A 21,055-nucleotide genomic window follows, 5' to 3' on the forward strand; every position below is an offset into this window, starting at 1 on the left:
TTGTGATCGCCCTCTCTCTCGCCGAGATCGCAGAAGTCGTCGGCGGGCAGACGTACGACATACCGGATCCGTCGGTACGGGTCACCGGACCGGTCGTCCGGGACTCCCGTGAGGCGGGGCCCGGCAGCCTCTTCGTCGCCTTCGTCGGCGAGCGCGTCGACGGCCACGACTTCGCGGCCGCCGTCGTCGAGTCGGGCGCGGCGGCCGTGCTCGCCTCCCGGCCCGTCGGCGTGCCCGCGATCGTCGTGGACGACGTCCAGCGGGCCCTCGGCGCCCTCGCCCGGCACGTCGTCGCCAAGCTCGGCACCACCCTCGTCGCCCTCACCGGCTCCGCGGGCAAGACCAGCACCAAGGACCTGATCGCCCAGGTCCTCCAGCGCAAGGCGCCGACGGTGTTCACGCCCGGCTCGCTGAACAACGAGATCGGGCTGCCGCTCACCGCGCTCAGCGCCACCGAGGAGACCAAGTTCCTCGTGCTGGAGATGGGCGCCCGCGGCCTCGGCCACATCCGCTACCTCACCGAGCTCACCCCGCCCAGGATCGGCCTGGTCCTCAACGTCGGCACCGCCCACATCGGCGAGTTCGGCGGCCGCGAGCAGATCGCCGAGGCCAAGGGCGAACTCGTGGAAGCGCTCCCGGAGCACGGCGCCGCGATCCTCAACGCGGACGACCCCTTGGTACGGGCCATGGCCTCCCGTACGAAGGCGAAGGTGCTCCTTTTCGGAGAGTCCGACGAAGCGGACGTACGCGCCGAGAACGTGCGACTCACGGACAGCGGACAGCCTTCCTTCATGCTTCACACACCCTCCGGTGCAAGCGAAGTGACCATGCGCCTGTACGGTGAGCACCACGTGTCGAACGCGCTCGCCGCGGCCGCCGTCGCCCACGAGCTGGGCATGTCCGCGGAAGAGATCGCCACCGCGCTCTCGGAGGCGGGCACCCTCTCCCGCTGGCGTATGGAGGTCACCGAGCGCCCGGACGGCGTGACGATCGTCAACGACGCCTACAACGCGAACCCCGAGTCCATGCGAGCCGCCCTGCGCGCGCTCGCGGCGATGGGTAAGGGGCGGCGGACCTGGGCGGTGCTCGGCAAGATGGCCGAGCTCGGGGACGAGGCGCTCGCCGAGCACGACGCGGTCGGACGGCTCGCCGTCCGGCTCAACGTCAGCAAGCTCGTCGCGGTCGGGGGCAGGGAAGCGTCCTGGCTCCAACTGGGCGCATATAACGAGGGTTCGTGGGGTGAGGAGTCGGTGCACGTGTCCGACGCACAGGCGGCGGTCGACCTGTTGCGCAGCGAGTTGCGCCCAGGGGACGTCGTACTCGTGAAGGCGTCCCGGTCGGTCGGTCTTGAGAGCGTGGCGCAGGCGCTCGTCGAGACCGGTGCCGAGGGTGAGGTTGCCGCCCGATGATGAAGCAGATCCTGTTCGCAGGAGTCATTGGCCTCTTCCTGACGCTGATCGGCACCCCGCTGCTGATCAAACTGCTCGCCCGTAAGGGCTACGGCCAGTACATCCGGGACGACGGCCCGCGTGAGCACGCGAGCAAGCGCGGTACGCCGACGATGGGCGGTATCGCCTTCATCCTGGCGACGGTCGCCGCCTACTTCCTGTCGAAGCTCATCACGGGCAAGCCGCCGACCTACTCCGGTGTGCTGGTGCTCGGCCTGATGGTCGGCATGGGTCTGGTCGGCTTCCTCGACGACTACATCAAGATCGTCAAGCGGCGTTCGCTCGGTCTGCGGGCCAAGGCGAAGATGGCCGGACAGCTGCTCGTCGGTGTCTCCTTCGCGGTGCTCGCGCTCCAGTTCGAGGACGCCCGCGGCAACACCCCGGCCTCCACGAAGCTGTCGTTCATCACCGACTTCGGCTGGACGATCGGACCGGTGCTGTTCGTCATCTGGGCGCTGTTCATGATCCTCGCGATGTCGAACGGCGTGAACCTGACCGACGGCCTGGACGGTCTGGCCACCGGCGCCTCCGTCCTCGTCTTCGGCGCCTACACGTTCATCGGCGTCTGGCAGTTCCAGGAGTCCTGCGCCAACGCGCAGATCCTGCCCAGCCCCAACGCCTGCTACGAAGTGCGTGATCCGCTGGATCTCGCCGTCATCTCCGCGGCGCTGATGGGCGCCTGCCTCGGCTTCCTGTGGTGGAACACGTCGCCGGCCAAGATCTTCATGGGCGACACCGGTTCGCTCGCGCTCGGCGGTGTCCTGACGGGCCTGGCCATCTGCTCCCGCACGGAGCTGCTGGTGGCCGTCATGGGCGGCCTGTTCGTGCTGATCACCATGTCGGTGGTCATCCAGGTCGGCTCCTTCCGGCTCACCGGCAAGCGCGTCTTCCGAATGGCGCCGCTCCAGCACCACTTCGAACTCAAGGGCTGGTCCGAAGTGCTCGTGGTGGTCCGTTTCTGGATCATCCAGGGCATCTGCGTGATCGTCGGCCTGGGTCTCTTCTACGCAGGATGGGCAGCGGAAAAGTGACCTCCTCGGAGCCTCTCCACTGGCAGGGCAAGCACGTCACCGTCGCCGGGCTCGGCGTCTCCGGCATCCCGGCGGCCAAGGTGCTCCACGCGCGCGGGGCGATCGTCACGGTCGTCAACGACGGCGACGACGCACGCGCGCGTGCACAGGCCGCCGAGCTGGAGGCACTGGGCATCACGGTCCGCCTCGGTGACGGTGCGACCCTGCCCGAGGGCACCGAACTCGTCGTCACCGCGCCCGGCTGGAAGCCGGACAAGCCCCTGTTCGAGGCGGCCCGCGCGGCCGGCCTGGAGATCTGGGGCGACGTCGAACTGGCCTGGCGCCTGCGCGGGCCGGACGCGGCGCCCTGGCTCGCCGTCACCGGCACCAACGGCAAGACCACCACCGTCCAGATGCTCGCCTCCATCCTCAAGGCGGCGGGCCTGCGCACGGCGGCGGTCGGCAACATCGGCGTCTCCCTGCTGGACGCGGTCCTCGGGGACGAGGAGTACGACGTCCTCGCGGTCGAACTCTCCAGCTACCAGCTGCACTGGGCGCCCTCGCTGCGCGCCCACTCCGCGGCCGTGCTGAACCTCGCCCTCGACCACCTCGACTGGCACGGCTCGATGGAGGCGTACGCCGCCGACAAGGGCCGTATCTACGAGGGCAATCGCGTCGCCTGCGTCTACAACGCCGCCGACAAGGCGACCGAGGACCTGGTGCGCGAGGCGGACGTCGAGGAGGGCTGCCGGGCGATCGGCTTCACCCTCGGCACCCCGGGCCCGTCCCAACTCGGCGTCGTCGAGGGCATCCTGGTCGACCGCGCCTTCGTGGAGAACCGGCAGAAGAACGCCCAGGAGCTCGCCGAGGTCTCCGACGTCAACCCGCCGGCGCCGCACAACATCGCCAACGCCCTTGCCGCGGCGGCCCTCGCGCGCGCCTTCGGGGTGCCCGCCAGGGCCGTACGGGACGGGCTGCGGGACTTCACCCCGGACGCCCATCGCATCGCGCACGTGGCGGACGTGGACGGAGTCGCGTACATCGACGACTCCAAGGCCACCAACACCCACGCGGCGGAAGCCTCGTTGGCGGCGTACGAGTCGATCGTGTGGATCGCGGGGGGCCTTGCGAAGGGCGCCACCTTCGACGAGCTGGTCACCAAGTCCGCGGCGCGACTTCGCGGGGTCGTCCTGATCGGTGCCGACCGGGCGCTGATCCGCGAAGCGCTCGCGCGACACGCCCCGGAAGTGCCCGTCGTCGACCTCGACCGGACCGACACTGGGGCGATGCTCGCGGCGGTCCAGGAGGCCCAGCGGCTCGCCGGCGCGGGCGACACGGTGCTGCTGGCTCCGGCCTGCGCCTCGATGGACATGTTCGCCAACTACAACAAGCGCGGCGACGCGTTCGCGGAAGCGGTCCGCGAACTCGGGACCGACGCCTGACGGCGGGTCCCGGCCATCTGGGGTGCTCCGGGGCCCTTTGACGGGACGGGGTGACTCGGATGTGGCTCGGGTTCGGCGGTCGGGTGCGAGGAGCCGGTGATGTCCAGTAGCCGTACGGGCCGCCCTCCGGTCCAGCGAGCCGCCCGACGTCCCACCGCCCCCCGGCCCTCGCGCGAGAACCCCTTCCGGCAGCTCTACATCCGCGCCAAGAAGGCCTGGGACCGTCCGCTGACCGCCTACTACCTGATCCTCGGCGGCAGTCTGCTGATCACCGTGCTGGGCCTGGTGATGGTCTACTCGGCCTCCCAGATCAAGGCGCTCCAGATGTCGCTGCCGGGGTCGTACTTCTTCCGCAAGCAGTCGCTGGCCGCGCTGATCGGCGCCGGACTGCTGTTCGCCGCCTCCCGGATGCCGGTCAAACTGCACCGGGCGCTGGCCTATCCGATCATCGCGGGCGCGGTCTTCCTGATGGCGCTGGTCCAGGTGCCGGGGATAGGAGTCTCGGTCAACGGCAACCAGAACTGGATCTCCGTCGGCGGCCCCTTCCTGCTCCAGCCCAGCGAGTTCGGCAAGCTGGCGCTGGTGCTGTGGGGCGCGGATCTGCTGGCCCGCAAGCAGGACAAGAAGCTGCTGACCCAGTGGAAGCACATGCTGGTGCCGCTCGTCCCGGTCGCGTTCATGCTGCTCGGACTGATCATGCTCGGCGGCGACATGGGTACCGCGATCATCCTCACCGCGATCCTGTTCGGGCTGCTCTGGCTGGCGGGCGCGCCGACCCGGCTGTTCGTGGGGGTGCTGTCGATCGCCGGGCTGATCGGCCTGATCCTCATCAAGACCAGCCCGAACCGGATGGCCCGCCTCCAGTGCATCGGCGCCACCGACCCCGGCCCGGGGGACGCCTGCTGGCAGGCGGTGCACGGCATCTACGCGCTGGCGTCCGGCGGGATCTTCGGCTCCGGGCTCGGAGCGAGTGTGGAGAAATGGGGACAACTGCCCGAAGCCCACACCGACTTCATCTTCGCCGTCACCGGTGAGGAACTGGGCCTGGCGGGGACGCTGTCGGTGCTCGCCCTCTTCGCGGCTCTAGGCTATGCGGGTATCCGCGTGGCCGGACGCACGGAGGACCCCTTCGTGAGGTACGCCGCGGGAGGTGTGACCACCTGGATCACCGCTCAGGCGGTGATCAACATCGGTGCGGTGCTCGGTCTGCTGCCGATCGCCGGTGTCCCCCTCCCGCTGTTCTCCTACGGAGGGTCCGCCCTGCTGCCGACCATGTTCGCCATCGGGCTGCTGATCGCGTTCGCGCGCGATGAGCCCGCTGCGCGGGCGGCGCTTTCGATGCGGCAACCCCGCTTTGGTAGAAAGCGGGGTGCGCGGGGCTCTGCTGCGACCAGGGAGCCCCGGAGATGGAACACGATGCGACGGCGCGCCTCGGCGGCGCGTTCGTCCGGAGAGCGGTGAATTTCGGTGCATGTCGTACTTGCCGGCGGAGGAACCGCGGGCCACATCGAGCCCGCGCTCGCCCTCGCGGACGCCCTGCGCAGGCAGGACCCGACCGTGGGGATCACGGCCCTGGGCACGGAACGCGGCCTGGAGACCCAGCTCGTCCCGCAGCGCGGCTATGAGCTGGCGCTGATCCCTGCCGTCCCGCTGCCCCGCAAGCCGACGCCTGAGCTGATCACCGTCCCGGGCCGGCTGCGCGGCACGATCAAGGCCGCCGAGCAGATCCTGGAGCGCACCAAGGCGGACGCCGTGGTCGGCTTCGGCGGCTATGTCGCGCTGCCCGGCTATCTGGCCGCCAAGCGCCTCGGGGTGCCGATCGTGATCCACGAGGCCAACGCCCGCCCCGGGCTCGCCAACAAGATCGGCTCGCGGTATGCGGCCCGGGTCGCCGTGTCCACCCCCGACAGCAAGCTGCGGGACGCCCGCTACATCGGTATCCCGCTGCGCCGCTCCATCGCCACCCTGGACCGGGCCGCGGTGCGTCCCGAGGCCCGCGCGATGTTCGGCCTCGACCCCAACCTGCCGACCCTGCTGGTCTCCGGCGGTTCCCAGGGCGCCCGGCGCCTGAACGAGGTCGTCCAGCAGGTCGCGCCCTGGCTCCAGCAGGCCGGCATCCAGATCCTGCACGCGGTCGGCCCGAAGAACGAACTGCCGCACGTGCAGCAGATGCCGGGGATGCCCCCGTACATCCCGGTAAGTTACCTGGACCGGATGGACCTCGCGTACGCCGCGGCCGACATGATGCTCTGCCGTGCGGGCGCGATGACCGTCGCCGAACTCTCCGCCGTCGGACTCCCGGCCGCCTACGTCCCGCTGCCCATCGGCAACGGCGAACAGCGGCTGAACGCCCAGCCGGTGGTCAAGGCGGGCGGCGGACTGCTGGTCGACGACGCGGAACTCACCCCCGAGTGGGTGCAGCACAACGTCCTGCCCGTGCTCGCCGACCCGCACCGGCTGTACGAGATGTCCCGCGCCGCCGGTGAGTTCGGCCGCCGGGACGCCGACGACCTGCTCGTCGGCATGGTGTACGAGGCGATCGCCTCGCACCGACGCTAGGACGTACGACGGAGGGCAGGCAGCGTGGCCGGATCGACGACCGCCGAGCGCGGGGAACGTCAGCAGCAGTCGTCCGGCCCGCCCCCTGCCCGGCGGGTGCGGCCACCACGGCTTCGTACGATCATCATCCTCGCCGTCGCGCTCGTGCTCCTCGGGGCGGGCGGCGTCTGGGTGTTGTACGGCTCGAACTGGCTGCGCGTGGAGCGCGTGACGGTGTCCGGGACCCGGGTGCTCACTCCCGAGCAGGTACGCGAGGCCGCCGACGTACCGGTCGGCTCGCCGCTGGTCTCGGTCGACACCGATGCCATCGAGTCGCGACTGAAGCGGAAACTGCCGCGAATTGACGTGGTGGACGTGGGTCGTTCCTGGCCCGATGGAATCGGGCTGAAAGTGACCGAGCGAACCCCGGTTCTGATTGTGCGAAAGGGCGGGAACTTCGTCGAAGTGGACGGAGAAGGTGTCCGTTTCGCCACGGTTTCTGTGGCTCCAAAAGGCGTTCCCGCACTGGAATTGACGCCCTCTTCGTCCGATTCCGCCGCCGCCAGCCTGCGCCGCTTCGGCGAGGACCGGCTGGTGCGCGAGGCGGTCCGGGTCGCCGACGCGGTTCCGGCCGCCGTCGCGCGGGACACCCGGACCGTCAAGGTCCGTTCCTACGACGACATCTCGCTGGAGTTGGCCGACGGTCGGACCGTCGACTGGGGCAGCTCCGAGAAGGGCGCGGCGAAGGCTCGCACACTCGCCGCCCTGATGAAAGCCTCGCCGGGTGCGCGGCACTTCGATGTCAGCGTTCCCACCGCCCCCGCGTCAGCGGGGAGTTGACGCACATCCGCGCAGGCCAGCACCCTGGTTGGGCACCGCTACGGCTGATCACATAGGGTGAAAAGAAAAACGGGAGGTTCGGCGTGTTCGTTGAACGGGCGCCACTTGTCGACTTAGTGTCCTGTTCAGAAGACTTCAAGGAACGGACACACTGGTAACCCTAAACTTCAGCGTTAGGGTTCGGGTCGGCGATACGGACCGGCCCATTCGGCATCAGTCGTCCGGATCACGGGGCAGCACAGCTCGCGGGTCCGGCGACACGTAATCGAGGCGAGAGGCCTTCGACGTGGCAGCACCGCAGAACTACCTCGCAGTCATCAAAGTCATCGGTGTCGGCGGCGGTGGTGTCAATGCCATCAACCGGATGATCGAGGTCGGTCTCAAGGGCGTCGAGTTCATCGCCATCAACACTGACGCACAGGCGCTGTTGATGAGCGACGCCGACGTCAAGCTCGACGTCGGCCGTGAACTCACCCGCGGACTCGGCGCCGGAGCCAACCCGGCCGTCGGCCGCAAGGCCGCCGAGGACCACCGCGAGGAGATCGAGGAGGTCCTCAAGGGGGCCGACATGGTCTTCGTGACGGCCGGTGAAGGCGGCGGCACCGGCACCGGCGGCGCGCCCGTCGTGGCCAACATCGCCCGCTCCCTGGGCGCCCTCACCATCGGTGTGGTCACCCGCCCGTTCACCTTCGAGGGACGGCGCCGCGCCAACCAGGCCGAGGACGGCATCGCCGAACTGCGCGAAGAGGTCGACACCCTCATCGTCATCCCGAACGACCGGCTGCTGTCCATCTCGGACCGCCAGGTCTCGGTGCTCGACGCCTTCAAGTCGGCCGACCAGGTCCTGCTCTCCGGTGTCCAGGGCATCACCGACCTCATCACCACGCCCGGCCTGATCAACCTCGACTTCGCCGACGTCAAGTCGGTCATGTCCGAGGCCGGTTCGGCCCTCATGGGCATCGGCTCGGCCCGCGGCGACGACCGCGCGGTGGCCGCGGCCGAGATGGCGATCTCCTCGCCGCTGCTGGAGGCGTCCATCGACGGCGCCCGCGGCGTGCTGCTCTCCATCTCCGGCGGCTCCGACCTCGGTCTGTTCGAGATCAACGAGGCCGCCCAGCTGGTCAGCGAGGCCGCCCACCCCGAGGCCAACATCATCTTCGGCGCGGTGATCGACGACGCCCTCGGCGACGAGGTCCGGGTCACAGTGATCGCGGCCGGCTTCGACGGTGGCCAGCCGCCCGCCAAGCGGGACAACATCCTCGGCTCGTCCTCGGCCAAGCGCGAGGAGCCGACCCCGGTACGGCAGCCCGAGAGCCGCCCGTCCTTCGGCTCGCTCGGCAGCGTCACGCCCAAGGAGGAGCCGGCGCCCGCTCCCGAGCCCGCCGCCGACCTCCCGGTCGCCCCGCCGGTCCCGCCGTCCCGGTCCTACTCGGACAGCGCGGCCGAGGAGCTGGACGTGCCGGACTTCCTGAAGTGATAGGACAGCGCGACACCGTGAGCGGCGCGCACTTCGCCTTCACCGACAGGTGGGGCGGGGTGAGCGCCGTTCCGTACGAGGAGCTCAACCTCGGCGGGGCGGTCGGGGACGACCCCGGCGCGGTGCGGACCAACCGGGAGCTGGCGGCCAAGTCGCTGGGGATCGAGCCCGGCCGGGTGGTCTGGATGAACCAGGTACACGGCAAGGACGTCGCCGTGGTCGACGAGCCCTGGGGCGAGCGACCGGTGCCGGAGGTCGACGCGATCGTCACCGCCGAACGCGGACTCGCCCTCGCCGTCCTCACCGCCGACTGCACTCCGGTCCTGCTCGCCGACCCGGTCGCGGGCGTCGTCGCCGCAGCTCACGCGGGCCGTCCCGGCATGATCGCCGGGATCGTCCCGGCCGCGGTGCGCGCGATGATGGAACTGGGCGCCGAGCCGTCCCGGATCGTCGCCCGCACCGGACCCGCGGTCTGCGGTCGGTGCTACGAGGTGCCCGAGGAGATGCGCGCCGAGGTCTGCGCGGTCGAGCCGGCGGCGTACGCCGAGACGAGCTGGGGTACGCCCGCGGTGGATGTGACCGCCGGGGTGCACGCGCAGCTCGACCGGCTCGGGGTGCGTGACCGGGAGCAGTCGCCGGTGTGCACCCGGGAGTCGGGCGACCACTTCTCGTACCGCCGCGACCGGACCACGGGCCGGCTCGCGGGCTATGTCTGGCTGGACTGATGGGGCATGACGGAACGTAAGGATCAACTCGCCTCGAACCTGGCGAAAGTGGAGGAGCGCATCGTCGCGGCCTGCACGTCCGCCGGGCGCAAGCGCGAGGAGGTGACCCTGATCGTGGTCACCAAGACCTATCCCGCGAGCGATGTGCGGATCCTGTCCGAACTCGGTGTGCGTCACGTTGCCGAGAACAAGGACCAGGACGCGGCACCGAAGGCAGCGGAATGCTCGGATCTGCCCCTTACTTGGCATTTTGTGGGCCAGCTTCAGACCAACAAGGTGCGATCCGTGGTCGGTTACGCGGATCACGTGCACTCCGTCGATCGTTCCAAGCTGGTGACGGCCCTCTCCAAGGAGGCCGTACGGGCCGGGCGCGAGGTGGGGTGTCTGCTCCAGGTCGCGCTCGACGCGGGTGAGCGTGAGCGGGGGGAGCGAGGTGGCGTGGCGCCGGGCGGGATCGAGGAGTTGGCGCATCTCGTCGCGGCGGCTCCGGGGCTGCGGCTCGACGGGCTGATGACCGTCGCACCCTTGACCGGAGAGTACGCAGGACGTGAACAGGCGGCGTTCGAGCGGTTGATGGATTTGTCGACCGACCTGCGCCGAGCCCATCCGGCTGCGAACATGGTCTCGGCAGGAATGAGTGCGGACCTCGAACAGGCCGTGGCGGCCGGAGCGACACATGTGCGCGTCGGCAGCGCGGTACTCGGAGTCCGCGCGAGGCTCGGGTAACGTCGCCAGGAAGTCGGACCACAGCAGAAAATATGGTCATTACCGCTGAATGGCGGGTGTAACGACCTCGTGGATGGCGGGCACTTGGCAGTCGTCAGCCCATCCACCACAGAGCGGAGGACTCAGAGCATGGCCGGCGCGATGCGCAAGATGGCGGTCTACCTCGGCCTCGTGGAGGACGATGGGTACGACGGCCGCGGTTTCGACCCCGACGACGACTTCGAACCCGAACTCGACCCCGAGCCCGAGCGGGACCACCGGCCGCACGAGCGGTCGCACCAGTCCCACAGTGCACATCAGTCCCAAAGGGACGAATCGGTACGAGTGGTGCAACCGTCGGCGCCGCGCGAGCCGGTGCCCCACTCCGCTTCGCTAGCCGCGGAATCCGGGCGTCCGGCGCGCATCGCGCCCGTGGCGTCCATCACACAAGAACGTCAAAGCCTGGAGAAGAACGCGCCGGTGATCATGCCCAAGGTCGTGTCGGAACGAGAGCCGTACCGGATCACCACGCTTCACCCGCGGACCTACAACGAGGCCCGTACCATCGGGGAACACTTCCGTGAGGGCACCCCGGTGATCATGAATCTGACTGAGATGGATGACACAGACGCAAAGCGACTTGTCGACTTTGCGGCTGGTTTGGTGTTTGGTCTTCACGGCAGCATCGAGCGGGTGACGCAGAAGGTGTTCCTGTTGTCGCCTGCTAACGTCGATGTCACGGCGGAGGACAAGGCCCGTATCGCAGAGGGCGGGTTCTTCAACCAGAGCTGAGACGCATGACCGGAAAAAGCAGTACAAGAGCTACACAACGCAGTACCGCAGCAGCACGGAAACAGGGGAGAGGGAAGCAAGGGTCATGAGCGTGGTCCTGGATGTCGTCTACATCGCGCTGATGTGCTTCCTCATCGTGCTGATCTTCCGGTTGGTCATGGACTATGTCTTCCAGTTCGCCCGCTCATGGCAACCCGGCAAGGCGATGGTGGTCGTTCTGGAGGCCACCTACACTGTCACTGATCCACCGCTCAAGCTTCTGCGGCGGTTCATTCCGCCGCTGCGTCTCGGGGGCGTGGCGCTCGACCTGTCCTTCTTCGTACTGATGATCATCGTCTACATCCTGATCTCGATCGTGAGCCGGCTGTGATGAGCGATGTGACCTACCGTCTTGCCGAATGCCGACGACTACGTTGAGGTGAAGAGATGCCGTTGACCCCCGAGGACGTGCGGAACAAGCAGTTCACGACCGTCCGCCTCCGAGAAGGCTATGACGAGGACGAGGTCGATGCCTTCCTCGATGAGGTCGAAGCCGAACTGACCCGCCTGCTCCGCGAGAACGAGGACCTGCGCGCCAAACTGGCCGCGGCCACGCGCGCTGCTGCCCAGAACCAGCAGAACATGCGCAAGCCTCCGGAGCAGCCGCAGGACCAGCAGGGTATGCCGCCCCAAGGCATGCCTCAGCAGGGTATGCCGCCGCAGGGTATGCCCCCGCAGGGCATGCGAGGCCCGGGCGCCCCGGTGCCTGCCGGCATATCGGGCCCGCCGCAGCAGCAGATGGGTGGCCCCATGGGTGGCCCGCCCCAGCTGCCGAGCGGTGCCCCGCAGCTGCCCGCCGGTCCCGGCGGTCAGGGTGGCCCGCAGGGTCCCGGTCCGATGGGCCAGGGTCCCGGTCCGATGGGTCAGCCCCCGATGCAGCAGCAGATGGGCGGTCCGATGGGCGGCCCCATGGGCGGTCCGATGGGCGGCCCCGGTCAGGGCCCCGGTGGCGACAGTGCCGCCCGTGTCCTCTCGCTGGCCCAGCAGACCGCCGACCAGGCGATCGCCGAGGCCCGCTCCGAGGCCAACAAGATCGTCGGTGAGGCGCGCAGCCGTGCCGAGGGTCTGGAGCGCGACGCCCGTGCCAAGGCCGACGCCCTGGAGCGGGACGCGCAGGAGAAGCACCGCGTCGCGATGGGCTCCCTGGAGTCCGCTCGCGCCACGCTGGAGCGCAAGGTCGAGGACCTGCGCGGCTTCGAGCGGGAGTACCGCACGCGCCTGAAGTCCTACCTGGAGTCGCAGCTGCGTCAGCTGGAGACCCAGGCCGACGACTCGCTGGCCCCGCCGCGCACGCCGGCCACCGCCTCGCTGCCGCCGTCCCCGGCGCCGTCGATGGCCCCGGCCGGTGCCAGCGCCCCGTCCTACGGCGGCAACCCGGGCATGGGTGGCGGTCCCGCTCCGGCGGCCCCCTCCTACGGCGGCCAGCAGCAGATGTCCCCCGCGATGACCCAGCCGATGGCGCCGGTGCGTCCGCAGGGTCCGTCCCCGATGGGTCAGGCTCCCTCGCCGATGCGCGGGTTCCTGATCGACGAGGACGACAACTGACGGCCAGTAGTACGCCTTAGGCGTCGGCAGCGTTCAAAGGGGCGGGCCCCGGATTTCGATCCGGGGCCCGCCCCTTTTACGCGTGTTGCAGCGAGGGCACGCACGAGGGCCCGGCCTCCGACCTGGAGACCGGGCCCTCTGCTTCCGGCTTACGCCTTGCGCAGGCGGAAGACCAGGGACAGCCCCTCGTCCGTGAACGGGGCGCCGTAGCTGTCGTCCGCCTCGCCCTGGGCGAAGTCCGTCGAGAGGACCTCGTCCGCGATCAGCTCCGCGTGCTCCGACAGGGCCGCGACCGTCGCCGGGTCCGTCGACGTCCAGCGCAGGGCGATACGGTCGGCCACGTCGAGGCCGCTGTTCTTGCGGGCCTCCTGGATCAGGCGGATCGCGTCCCGGGCCAGACCGGCACGGCGCAGCTCCTCCGTGATCTCCAGGTCCAGGGCGACCGTCGCGCCCGAGTCGGACGCCACCGACCAGCCCTCGCGCGGGGTCTCCGTGATGATCACCTCGTCCGGGGCGAGGGTGATCGTCTCACCGTCGACCTCGACCGACGCTGTGCCCTCGCGCAAGGCCAGGGACAGCGCCGCGGCGTCCGCGTTCGCGACGGCCTTCGCCACGTCCTGGACGCGCTTGCCGAAACGCTTGCCCAGGGCGCGGAAGTTGGCCTTCGCGGTGGTGTCCACCAGGCTGCCGCCGACCTCGGAGAGGGACGCCAGCGACGAGACGTTCAGCTCCTCCGTGATCTGCGCGTGCAGCTCGGGGTCGAGGGTGTCGAAGCCCGCGGCCGCCACCAGCGCCCGGGACAGCGGCTGGCGGGTCTTGACGCCCGACTCCGCGCGCGTGGCGCGGCCGAGCTCCACCAGACGCCGTACGAGCACCATCTGCTTCGACAGCTCCGGGTCGATGGCGGTGAGGTCCGCCTCCGGCCAGGAGGCCAGGTGCACCGACTCCGGGGCGCCCGGCGTCACCGGGACGACCAGGTCCTGCCAGACCCGCTCGGTGATGAACGGGGTCAGCGGGGCCAGCAGCTTGGTGACGGTCTCCACGACCTCGTGCAGCGTGCGCAGCGCGGCCTTGTCGCCCTGCCAGAAGCGGCGGCGCGAGCGGCGGACGTACCAGTTGGACAGGTCGTCGACGAACGCGGACAGCAGCTTGCCGGCGCGCTGGGTGTCGTAGGCCTCCAGAGACTGCGTCACCTGGTCGGTGAGCGCGTGGAGTTCGGACAGCAGCCAGCGGTCGATCAGCGGACGGTCGGCCGGGGCCGGGTCGGCCGCGGAGGGCGCCCAGTCCGACGTACGGGCGTACAGGGCCTGGAAGGCGACCGTGTTCCAGTACGTCAGCAGGGTCTTGCGGACGACCTCCTGGATCGTGCCGTGGCCGACGCGACGGGCCGCCCACGGGGAGCCGCCGGCCGCCATGAACCAGCGGACCGCGTCGGCGCCGTGCTGGTCCATCAGCGGGATCGGCTGGAGGATGTTGCCCAGGTGCTTGGACATCTTGCGGCCGTCCTCGGCGAGGATGTGGCCGAGGCAGACCACGTTCTCGTACGAGGACTTGTCGAAGACCAGGGTGCCGACCGCCATCAGCGTGTAGAACCAGCCGCGGGTCTGGTCGATGGCCTCGCTGATGAACTGCGCCGGGTAGCGGGACTCGAACAGTTCCTTGTTCTTGTACGGGTAGCCCCACTGCGCGAACGGCATCGAACCCGAGTCGTACCAGGCGTCGATGACCTCCGGCACGCGCGTGGCCGTCTTCTCGCACTGCGGGCAGGCGAAGGTGACGTCGTCGATGAACGGCCGGTGCGGGTCGAGGCCCGACTGGTCCGTGCCGGTCAGCTCGCTCAGCTCCGCGCGGGAGCCGACGCAGGTGAGGTGGTCGTCCTCGCAGCGCCAGATCGGCAGCGGGGTGCCCCAGTAGCGGTTGCGGGACAGCGCCCAGTCGATGTTGTTCTGGAGCCAGTCGCCGAAGCGGCCGTGCTTGACCGTCTCCGGGAACCAGTTGGTGTTCTCGTTCTCCTGGAGGAGGCGGTCCTTGATGGCCGTGGTGCGGATGTACCAGGACGGCTGCGCGTAGTAGAGGAGCGCGGTGTGGCAGCGCCAGCAGTGCGGGTAGCTGTGCTCGTACGGGATGTGCCGGAAGAGCAGGCCGCGCTGCTGGAGGTCCTCGGTGAGCTTTTCGTCCGCCTTCTTGAAGAAGACGCCGCCGACGAGGGGGACGTCCTCCTCGAAGGTGCCGTCCGGACGGACGGGGTTGACGACCGGCAGACCGTAGGAGCGGCAGACCTTGAGGTCGTCCTCACCGAAGGCGGGGGACTGGTGGACCAGACCGGTGCCGTCCTCGGTGGTGACGTACTCGGCGTTGACGACGTAGTGCGCGGGCTCCGGGAACTCCACCAGCTCGAAGGGGCGCTGATAGGTCCAGCGCTCCATCTCGGCGCCGGTGAAGGACTGGCCGGTGGTCTCCCAGCCCTCGCCGAGGGCCTTGGCGACCAGTGGTTCGGCGACGACCAGCTTCTCCTCGCCGTCGGTCGCGACGACGTAGGTGACCTCGGGATGGGCAGCGACCGCGGTGTTGGAGACCAGCGTCCAGGGGGTCGTCGTCCAGACCAGGAGGGCGGCCTCGCCGGCCAGCGGACCGGAGGTGAGCGGGAAACGGACGTACACGGACGGGTCGACGACCGTCTCGTAGCCCTGTGCCAGTTCGTGGTCGGACAGGCCGGTGCCGCAGCGCGGGCACCAGGGGGCGACGCGGTGGTCCTGGACCAGCAGGCCCTTGTCGAAGATCTCCTTCAGCGACCACCAGACGGACTCGATGTACTCGGGGTCCATCGTGCGGTACGCGTCGTCCAGGTCGACCCAGTAGCCCATGCGGGTCGTCAGCTCGGCGAAGGCGTCGGTGTGCCGGGTCACGGACTGGCGGCACCGATCGTTGAACTCGGCGATGCCGTACGCCTCGATGTCCTGCTTGCCGGAGAAGCCCAGCTCCTTCTCGACCGCCAGCTCCACCGGGAGGCCGTGGCAGTCCCAGCCGGCCTTGCGGGCCACGTGGTAGCCGCGCATGGTGCGGAAGCGGGGGAAGACGTCCTTGAAGACGCGGGCCTCGATGTGGTGGGCGCCGGGCATGCCGTTCGCGGTGGGCGGGCCCTCGTAGAACACCCACTCGGGGCGGCCCTCGGACTGCTCCAGGCTCTTGGCGAAGATCTTCTGCTCGCGCCAGAAATCGAGCACCGCGTGTTCCAGCGCGGGCAGGTCGACCTGGGCGGGCACCTGGCGGTACGTCGGCTTTGTCATCTGCGGGCTTCCTCCGGCGGACTTGCTGCCTTCCGTCCGGAGGGACGAGAGCTACGTCTTGCGTTGCGCCGGCTGCGGCGCGCTCCCGCGGTACCACCCTCCTTGGCCCGCCGATGGCCCGTGTGCCTCGGTGAGCCCCCTCATTGGGGTCGCGATGCCGGGTCTACTGGCCCTCGCGGGCGTTCTTCCGGCGGCTCCGGGGTGATCTTCGCGTCGCGCTCGCCCCCGGGCTCCCACCGTCCCCGGGTCGCTCTGGGCTGCGTACGCCGCTACTCGTCCCCATCCATGCTTCTCGCTCCGCCCAGTGTACGGCGCCGCGGGGACGGTGGCCGACCGGTTTTCCGGGCTCCGGGGGCGGGGGTCGGGCGCGGCGTGCGGTGACCCGAATGGCCCGGTACGCGTGTTCGGATTCTGGGACGGCTCGGCGCGCGGATTACCCGGCGGGGAGCTGGGCACAACGGATGCATGTCGGCCGCGCGGCGTCCGCGGGGAGGGCGAATCGGGCGGTGTGCCCCATTGCCGCGGGGCTCAAGTCGATTTATCGTCCCAGCACGATTCGCGAGCAAGATCACAATATGTGAAGGGGCCGCGGCCATGGTGGCGAAGAAGACCGCCGTACAGCAGTCGGCGTCGGCGTCCGACAGGGCCGCACAAGCCCCCGACGGTGCGGCCAAGGACGTGAGCGGCAAGAAGAGCACCGCGAAGAAGACGGCGGCGAAGAAGACGGCACCCGCGAAGAAGGTCGCGGCGAAGAAGGCGGCGGCCGAGGACGAGGCGGCGCCCAGGAAGAAGACCACTGCCAAGAAGGCCGCGGCCAAGAAAGCCCCGGCCAAGAAGGCTGCCGTGAAGAAGAGCGCGGCCAAGAAGAGTACGGCCAAGAAGGCGGGCGCGGCCCAGGCCGCGGAGCAGACGGGAGCCACGACGGTGGTTGCGAAGAAGACTCCTGGCACGGCCACGGCGGCCAAGACCGCCGTTCCCAAGGCACGCGTCGCCGCGGTGGTGGAGCCGGGCGAGCTCGCCGTGCGCCCCGGCGAGGACCCCTGGACCCCCGAGGAGGTCGAGGAGGCCCGCGCGGAACTGCTCTCCGAGGGGGAGCGCCTGCGGAACGAGATCACCTCCTCCGAGCAGTCGGTCGCCGGTCTGATGCGGGACTCGGGGGACGGCGCCGGGGACGACCAGGCCGATACCGGGACGAAGAACATCACGCGGGAGCACGAGCTGGCGCTCGCCGCCAACGCGCGGGAGATGCTCACCCAGACCGAGCGCGCCCTGGAGCGGCTGGACGCGGGCACCTACGGGCTCTGCGAGAACTGCGGCAATCCCATCGGCAAGGCCCGTATGCAGGCATTCCCGCGCGCGACCCTGTGCGTGGAGTGCAAGCAGAAGCAGGAACGCCGGTACTGAAGGCCCGGTCGGGCGTGCCGTACCCTCGTGCTCAGTCAGGTACCTAGGTTGAGGGACTCACGTGGCAGAGGCGGAGCGCATCATCGGTACGCCGGACACCCCGCAGGGGGCTGAGGGCGAGCCGGAGCAGTCATCCAGTCCGGAGGGGCAGGACGGCGGCGAGGCACGGCCCAGGGGCAAGCGCCGGATCGCCGTGCTGTTCGCGGTCGCCGTTTTCGCGTACGCCCTCGACCTGGTCAGCAAGATGCTCGTGGTGGCCAAGCTGGAGCACCACGAGCCCATCGAGATCATCGGCGACTGGCTGAAGTTCGAGGCGATCCGGAACGCCGGCGCGGCCTTCGGCTTCGGCGAGGCCTTCACCGTGATCTTCACGGTGATCGCGGCGGCCGTGATCGTGGTGATCGCCCGGCTCGCCCGCAAGCTCTACAGCCTGCCCTGGGCCATCGCCCTCGGTCTGCTGCTGGGCGGTGCGCTGGGCAATCTCACCGACCGGATCTTCCGTTCGCCGGGCGTCTTCGAGGGCGCGGTCGTGGACTTCATCGCGCCCAAGCACTTCGCGGTGTTCAACCTCGCGGACTCGGCGATCGTGTGCGGCGGCATCCTGATCGTGCTGCTGTCGTTCAAGGGGCTCGACCCGGACGGCACCGTCCACAAGGACTGAGCGCCGTCCACAGGCGTTCGGGACTGTCTCACCCGTCCGGCATACTCGACGGGTGAGCACGATTCCCGAGATCCGTACCCTGCCCGTGCCGGACGGCCTGGAGGGCGAGCGCGTCGACGCCGCCATCTCCCGCATGTTCGGCTTCTCCCGTACCAAGGCCGCGGAGCTCGCCGCGGCGGGCAAGGTGCTGGTCGACGGCACGGTGGTCGGCAAGTCCGAGCGCGTGCACGGCGGCGCCTGGCTCGAAGTGGAGATGCCGGGCGCACCCGCGCCGGTGCAGGTCGTCGCCGAGCCGGTCGAGGGCATGGAGATCGTGCACGACGACGATGACGTGGTCGTGATCGTCAAGCCGGTCGGGGTCGCCGCGCATCCGTCGCCGGGCTGGACCGGGCCGACGGTCATCGGCGGGCTCGCCGCCGCCGGGTACCGGATCTCGACGTCCGGCGCCGCCGAGCGGCAGGGCATCGTGCACCGGCTCGACGTCGGTACGTCGGGTCTGATGGTCGTCGCCAAGTCCGAGTACGCGTACACGTCGCTGAAGCGCCAGTTCAAGGAGCGCACGGTCGACAAGCGGTATCACACGCTCGTCCAGGGGCATCCCGACCCGACCAGCGGCACCATCGACGCGCCCATCGGCCGGCACCCCAACCACGACTACAAGTGGGCGGTCACGGCCGACGGCAAGGCGTCCGTCACGCACTACGACCTCATCGAGGCGTTCCGCGCGGCCTCGCTGCTCGATGTGAAGCTGGAGACCGGGCGCACCCACCAGATCCGCGTTCACATGGCGGCCCACCGGCACCCCTGCGTCGGTGACCTCACGTACGGCGCCGACCCCACCCTCGCCAAGCGGCTGCGGCTGACCCGGCAGTGGCTGCACGCCGTGCGGCTGGGCTTCGAGCACCCCGGGGACGGGCAGTGGGTGGAGTTCTCCTGCGACTACCCGGACGACCTTCAGCAGGCCCTGGACCAGGTGCGTGAGGAGACCTACGGATGACCCTTCCTCCGTATGTCGTGAGGGTCGCCTCCGACGCCGCCGACCGTGAGGCGTGCTTCGCGGTGCGCCGCGAGGTCTTCGTCGGCGAGCAGGGCGTGCCCGAGGAGCTGGAGTACGACGCCTACGACGCCGTGGCCGTGCATGTGCTGGCCGTGCGGGAGGACGGCGTACCGCTCGGGGCGGGGCGCCTGCTGTACGGCGAGGCCGCGGCGGCGAAGGTCGGCGACGACCTGACCGTGGGCTCGCTCGGCCGGCTCGCGGTGGCGAAGGCGGCGCGTGGGCTCGGTGTCGGCGCGGCGCTGGTGCGGGGCATCGAGGACGCGGCCCGCGCGCGTGGTCTTGCGGCGGTCGATCTGCATGCGCAGACGCACGCGCTGGGCTTCTACGAGCGGCTCGGGTACGCGGCGTACGGCCCGGAGTTCGCCGACGCGGGGATGCCGCATCGGGCGATGCGGCGCGAGGTGTAGCTCAGGGCGCCAAAAGCGCTGGTGAGCGTGGTGCCGTGGCAGGCTTGTGCCCTGCCCCGTGAACACCGATCCCGCCGGAGCTGACCGTGGATCAGTTGGCCCTGTTGTTCGTGCTGTTGCTCGGGGCCCTGGTGAGTGTCCCGGTCGGGGAGCGGTTCGGGTTGCCGGCGCCCGTACTGATGACGCTGCTCGGGATCGTCCTCGCGCTGCTCCCCTTCGTGCCGAACGTGGACGTACCGCCGGACCTGATCCTTCCGCTGCTGTTGCCGCCGTTGCTCTACGCTGCCGTACGGCGCACTTCCTGGCGGCAGTTCGCGGCCAATGTGCGGCCCATTCTGCTGCTGGCCGTGGCGCTGGTGTTCGTCACCACGGTGTGCGTGGCCGCGGTCGCCCACGCGATCGTGCCGGGGCTGCCCCTCGCCGCCGCGGTGGCGCTGGGCGCGCTCGTCGCGCCGCCCGACCCGGTCGCGGCAACCGCCGTGGCAGGTCAACTCGGACTGCCGCGGCGCCTTGTGTCCATCCTGGAGGGCGAGGGCCTTTTCAACGACGTGACAGCCATCGTGCTGTACCACGTGGCGATCGCCGCCGCCGTGAGCGGGCACTTCATCGCGTGGGAGGCGGGACTCGATCTCGTACTCTCCGCCGTCGTCGCGCTGGCCATCGGGCTCGCCCTCGGATGGGGTGCTTACAAGCTGATGGATCTGCTGGGGGACCCGACCTTGCAGATCGGGCTCTCGTTGCTCGTGCCGTACGCCTCCTATGTGCTGGCCGAGGAGCTGCACGGCTCCGGTGTGCTCGCCGTGCTGGTCACCGCCCTGTTCCTCGCCGAGTACGCCACCGACGCCGACGACGTGATGACGCGGCTCGCCGGGCACACCTTCTGGGACATCGTCGACACGCTGGTCACGGGTGTCGCCTTCGGCCTGATCGGGCTCGAACTGCACATCGCGATCCGTACCGCGTCCGGGCGCTGGGGCGAGATGCTGACCTGGGCGGCCGCGGTGGTCGGCGTCGTGGTCGTGGTGCGGCTGCTGTATCTGTTGCCAGCGACCTGGCTCACCAAGCGGATGCACGCGAAGCGGGACATCGAGGAGGAGATCCCGACGAGCTGGCGGGAGACCGTCGTGATGTGGTGGGCAGGGATGCGCGGCGTGGCGTCCGTGGCGCTGGCGCTGGCCATTCCGCTGGAGACCGACGCGGGTGGTCCGTTTCCCGACCGCAACGAGATCATCTTCATCGCGTTCGGGGTGATCATGGCGACGCTGGTGCTCCAGGGGCTGACCCTGCCGTGGCTGGTGAGACGCCTCGGGGTGGAGGCCGACAGCGAGTGGGAGAAGGAGTTCGAGAAGCAGCTCGCGGTGCGCGCGGCCAAGGCGGCCAAGCGCAGGCTCCGGGAGATCGAGGCCGTCGAGGACCTGCCGGAGGAGCTGTCCGAGCAGATGCTGCGGCGGGCCTTCGAGATCGGTTTGCGGATCAGCCCGGACATGGGCGAGGAGGAGCGCAGGGAGACCCAGCAGCATCGGGTGCGCCGCCTGAAGCGGGTGCGGCGGATCCAGAGCGAGCTGCTGAGCGCCGCGCGGCACGAGGTGCTGGCGGCGCGCAGCGAACCCGGGGCCGACCCGGAGGTGGTGGACCGGGTGCTGCGCCATCTCGATGTGCGCAGCCTTCGGTGACCGGC

18 protein-coding genes are annotated in these 21,055 nt (G+C 69.8%); 17 read left to right on the forward strand and 1 reads right to left on the reverse strand.

Annotation, left to right across the window (positions count from 1 at the left end; translation table 11 throughout):
- Positions 1-2 precede the first annotated feature (2 nt).
- The 12 genes from BN159_RS31475 to BN159_RS31530 all read left to right on the forward strand — a co-directional run bounded on the left by BN159_RS31475 (position 3) and on the right by BN159_RS31530 (position 12,561).
- The gene (locus BN159_RS31475) at positions 3-1,409 is read left to right on the forward strand and encodes a UDP-N-acetylmuramoyl-tripeptide--D-alanyl-D-alanine ligase (protein WP_015661069.1); all 1,407 of its coding nucleotides are present in this window, start codon (positions 3-5) and stop codon (positions 1,407-1,409) included.
- Complete coding sequence (gene mraY / locus BN159_RS31480; RefSeq protein ID WP_015661070.1) at positions 1,406-2,479, forward strand: phospho-N-acetylmuramoyl-pentapeptide-transferase; 1,074 nt, start codon at positions 1,406-1,408, stop codon at positions 2,477-2,479. The genes BN159_RS31475 and mraY overlap by 4 nt, the downstream gene beginning before the upstream one ends.
- Positions 2,461-3,900, forward strand: a complete 1,440-nt coding sequence (gene murD, locus BN159_RS31485) for a UDP-N-acetylmuramoyl-L-alanine--D-glutamate ligase (protein WP_015661071.1) — start codon at positions 2,461-2,463, stop codon at positions 3,898-3,900. The genes mraY and murD overlap by 19 nt, the downstream gene beginning before the upstream one ends.
- A 99-nt stretch (positions 3,901-3,999) precedes the next feature.
- Positions 4,000-5,361 carry a putative lipid II flippase FtsW gene (gene ftsW, locus BN159_RS31490; RefSeq protein ID WP_015661072.1) on the forward strand — a complete coding sequence of 454 codons (1,362 nt, stop codon included), beginning with the start codon at positions 4,000-4,002 and terminating at the stop codon, positions 5,359-5,361.
- 6 nt (positions 5,362-5,367) lie between these two features.
- A complete protein-coding gene (gene murG, locus BN159_RS31495) occupies positions 5,368-6,459 on the forward strand; it encodes an undecaprenyldiphospho-muramoylpentapeptide beta-N-acetylglucosaminyltransferase (RefSeq protein WP_015661073.1) in 1,092 nt (363 codons plus the stop codon).
- A gap of 24 nt (positions 6,460-6,483) precedes the next feature.
- The gene (locus BN159_RS31500) at positions 6,484-7,278 is read left to right on the forward strand and encodes a cell division protein FtsQ/DivIB (protein WP_015661074.1); all 795 of its coding nucleotides are present in this window, start codon (positions 6,484-6,486) and stop codon (positions 7,276-7,278) included.
- A 286-nt stretch (positions 7,279-7,564) separates the two neighbouring features.
- A complete protein-coding gene (ftsZ, locus tag BN159_RS31505) occupies positions 7,565-8,755 on the forward strand; it encodes a cell division protein FtsZ (protein WP_015661075.1) in 1,191 nt (396 codons plus the stop codon).
- Positions 8,752-9,480 (forward strand): peptidoglycan editing factor PgeF, encoded by a 729-nt coding sequence (gene pgeF, locus BN159_RS31510; RefSeq protein WP_015661076.1) that lies wholly within the window; start codon positions 8,752-8,754, stop codon positions 9,478-9,480. The genes ftsZ and pgeF overlap by 4 nt, the downstream gene beginning before the upstream one ends.
- Positions 9,481-9,486: 6 nt before the next feature.
- On the forward strand, positions 9,487-10,206 hold the full coding sequence (locus tag BN159_RS31515) for a YggS family pyridoxal phosphate-dependent enzyme (RefSeq protein ID WP_015661077.1): 720 nt from the start codon (positions 9,487-9,489) through the stop codon (positions 10,204-10,206).
- Between the two features lie 129 nt (positions 10,207-10,335).
- Positions 10,336-10,977: a cell division protein SepF gene (locus BN159_RS31520; protein WP_015661078.1), complete on the forward strand. Its 642-nt coding sequence runs from the start codon at positions 10,336-10,338 to the stop codon at positions 10,975-10,977.
- Positions 10,978-11,062: 85 nt separating this feature from the next.
- Complete coding sequence (locus BN159_RS31525; RefSeq protein ID WP_007448661.1) at positions 11,063-11,347, forward strand: YggT family protein; 285 nt, start codon at positions 11,063-11,065, stop codon at positions 11,345-11,347.
- A 56-nt stretch (positions 11,348-11,403) separates the two neighbouring features.
- Entirely contained in the window at positions 11,404-12,561 is a 1,158-nt protein-coding gene (locus BN159_RS31530) for a DivIVA domain-containing protein (protein WP_015661079.1), read from the forward strand.
- Positions 12,562-12,710: 149 nt separating this feature from the next.
- On the opposite strand, the gene ileS is transcribed toward BN159_RS31530, so the two are convergent.
- Complete coding sequence (gene ileS, locus BN159_RS31535; protein WP_015661080.1) at positions 12,711-15,848, reverse strand: isoleucine--tRNA ligase; 3,138 nt, start codon at positions 15,846-15,848, stop codon at positions 12,711-12,713.
- Between the two features lie 594 nt (positions 15,849-16,442).
- Between ileS and BN159_RS31540 the strand changes: the two genes are divergently transcribed.
- The 5 genes from BN159_RS31540 to BN159_RS31560 all read left to right on the forward strand — a co-directional run bounded on the left by BN159_RS31540 (position 16,443) and on the right by BN159_RS31560 (position 21,050).
- A complete protein-coding gene (locus tag BN159_RS31540) occupies positions 16,443-17,252 on the forward strand; it encodes a TraR/DksA family transcriptional regulator (RefSeq protein ID WP_015661081.1) in 810 nt (269 codons plus the stop codon).
- A 61-nt stretch (positions 17,253-17,313) separates the two neighbouring features.
- Positions 17,314-17,913: a signal peptidase II gene (lspA, locus tag BN159_RS31545; protein WP_015661082.1), complete on the forward strand. Its 600-nt coding sequence runs from the start codon at positions 17,314-17,316 to the stop codon at positions 17,911-17,913.
- 52 nt (positions 17,914-17,965) lie between these two features.
- Positions 17,966-18,910 (forward strand): RluA family pseudouridine synthase, encoded by a 945-nt coding sequence (locus BN159_RS31550; protein ID WP_015661083.1) that lies wholly within the window; start codon positions 17,966-17,968, stop codon positions 18,908-18,910.
- The gene (locus tag BN159_RS31555; RefSeq protein WP_015661084.1) at positions 18,907-19,377 is read left to right on the forward strand and encodes a GNAT family N-acetyltransferase; all 471 of its coding nucleotides are present in this window, start codon (positions 18,907-18,909) and stop codon (positions 19,375-19,377) included. The genes BN159_RS31550 and BN159_RS31555 overlap by 4 nt, the downstream gene beginning before the upstream one ends.
- An 86-nt stretch (positions 19,378-19,463) precedes the next feature.
- Entirely contained in the window at positions 19,464-21,050 is a 1,587-nt protein-coding gene (locus BN159_RS31560) for a Na+/H+ antiporter (RefSeq protein ID WP_015661085.1), read from the forward strand.
- The last annotated feature ends 5 nt before the right edge of the window (positions 21,051-21,055 follow it).

The sequence above is a fragment of the Streptomyces davaonensis JCM 4913 genome (genome assembly GCF_000349325.1).
Taxonomy (GTDB): domain Bacteria; phylum Actinomycetota; class Actinomycetes; order Streptomycetales; family Streptomycetaceae; genus Streptomyces; species Streptomyces davaonensis.

Excerpts from the sequence above, each read along its gene's own strand:
- mraY (WP_015661070.1), top strand. The coding sequence starts at position 1,406 with ATGATGAAGCAGATCCTGTTCGCAGGAGTCATTGGCCTCTTCCTGACG.
- murD (WP_015661071.1), top strand. The coding sequence starts at position 2,461 with ATGGGCAGCGGAAAAGTGACCTCCTCGGAGCCTCTCCACTGGCAGGGC.
- ftsW (WP_015661072.1), top strand. The coding sequence starts at position 4,000 with ATGTCCAGTAGCCGTACGGGCCGCCCTCCGGTCCAGCGAGCCGCCCGA.
- BN159_RS31515 (WP_015661077.1), top strand. The coding sequence starts at position 9,487 with ATGACGGAACGTAAGGATCAACTCGCCTCGAACCTGGCGAAAGTGGAG.
- BN159_RS31520 (WP_015661078.1), top strand. The coding sequence starts at position 10,336 with ATGGCCGGCGCGATGCGCAAGATGGCGGTCTACCTCGGCCTCGTGGAG.
- BN159_RS31525 (WP_007448661.1), top strand. The coding sequence starts at position 11,063 with ATGAGCGTGGTCCTGGATGTCGTCTACATCGCGCTGATGTGCTTCCTC.
- BN159_RS31530 (WP_015661079.1), top strand. The coding sequence starts at position 11,404 with ATGCCGTTGACCCCCGAGGACGTGCGGAACAAGCAGTTCACGACCGTC.
- ileS (WP_015661080.1), bottom strand. The coding sequence starts at position 15,848 with ATGACAAAGCCGACGTACCGCCAGGTGCCCGCCCAGGTCGACCTGCCC.
- BN159_RS31540 (WP_015661081.1), top strand. The coding sequence starts at position 16,443 with ATGGTGGCGAAGAAGACCGCCGTACAGCAGTCGGCGTCGGCGTCCGAC.
- BN159_RS31555 (WP_015661084.1), top strand. The coding sequence starts at position 18,907 with ATGACCCTTCCTCCGTATGTCGTGAGGGTCGCCTCCGACGCCGCCGAC.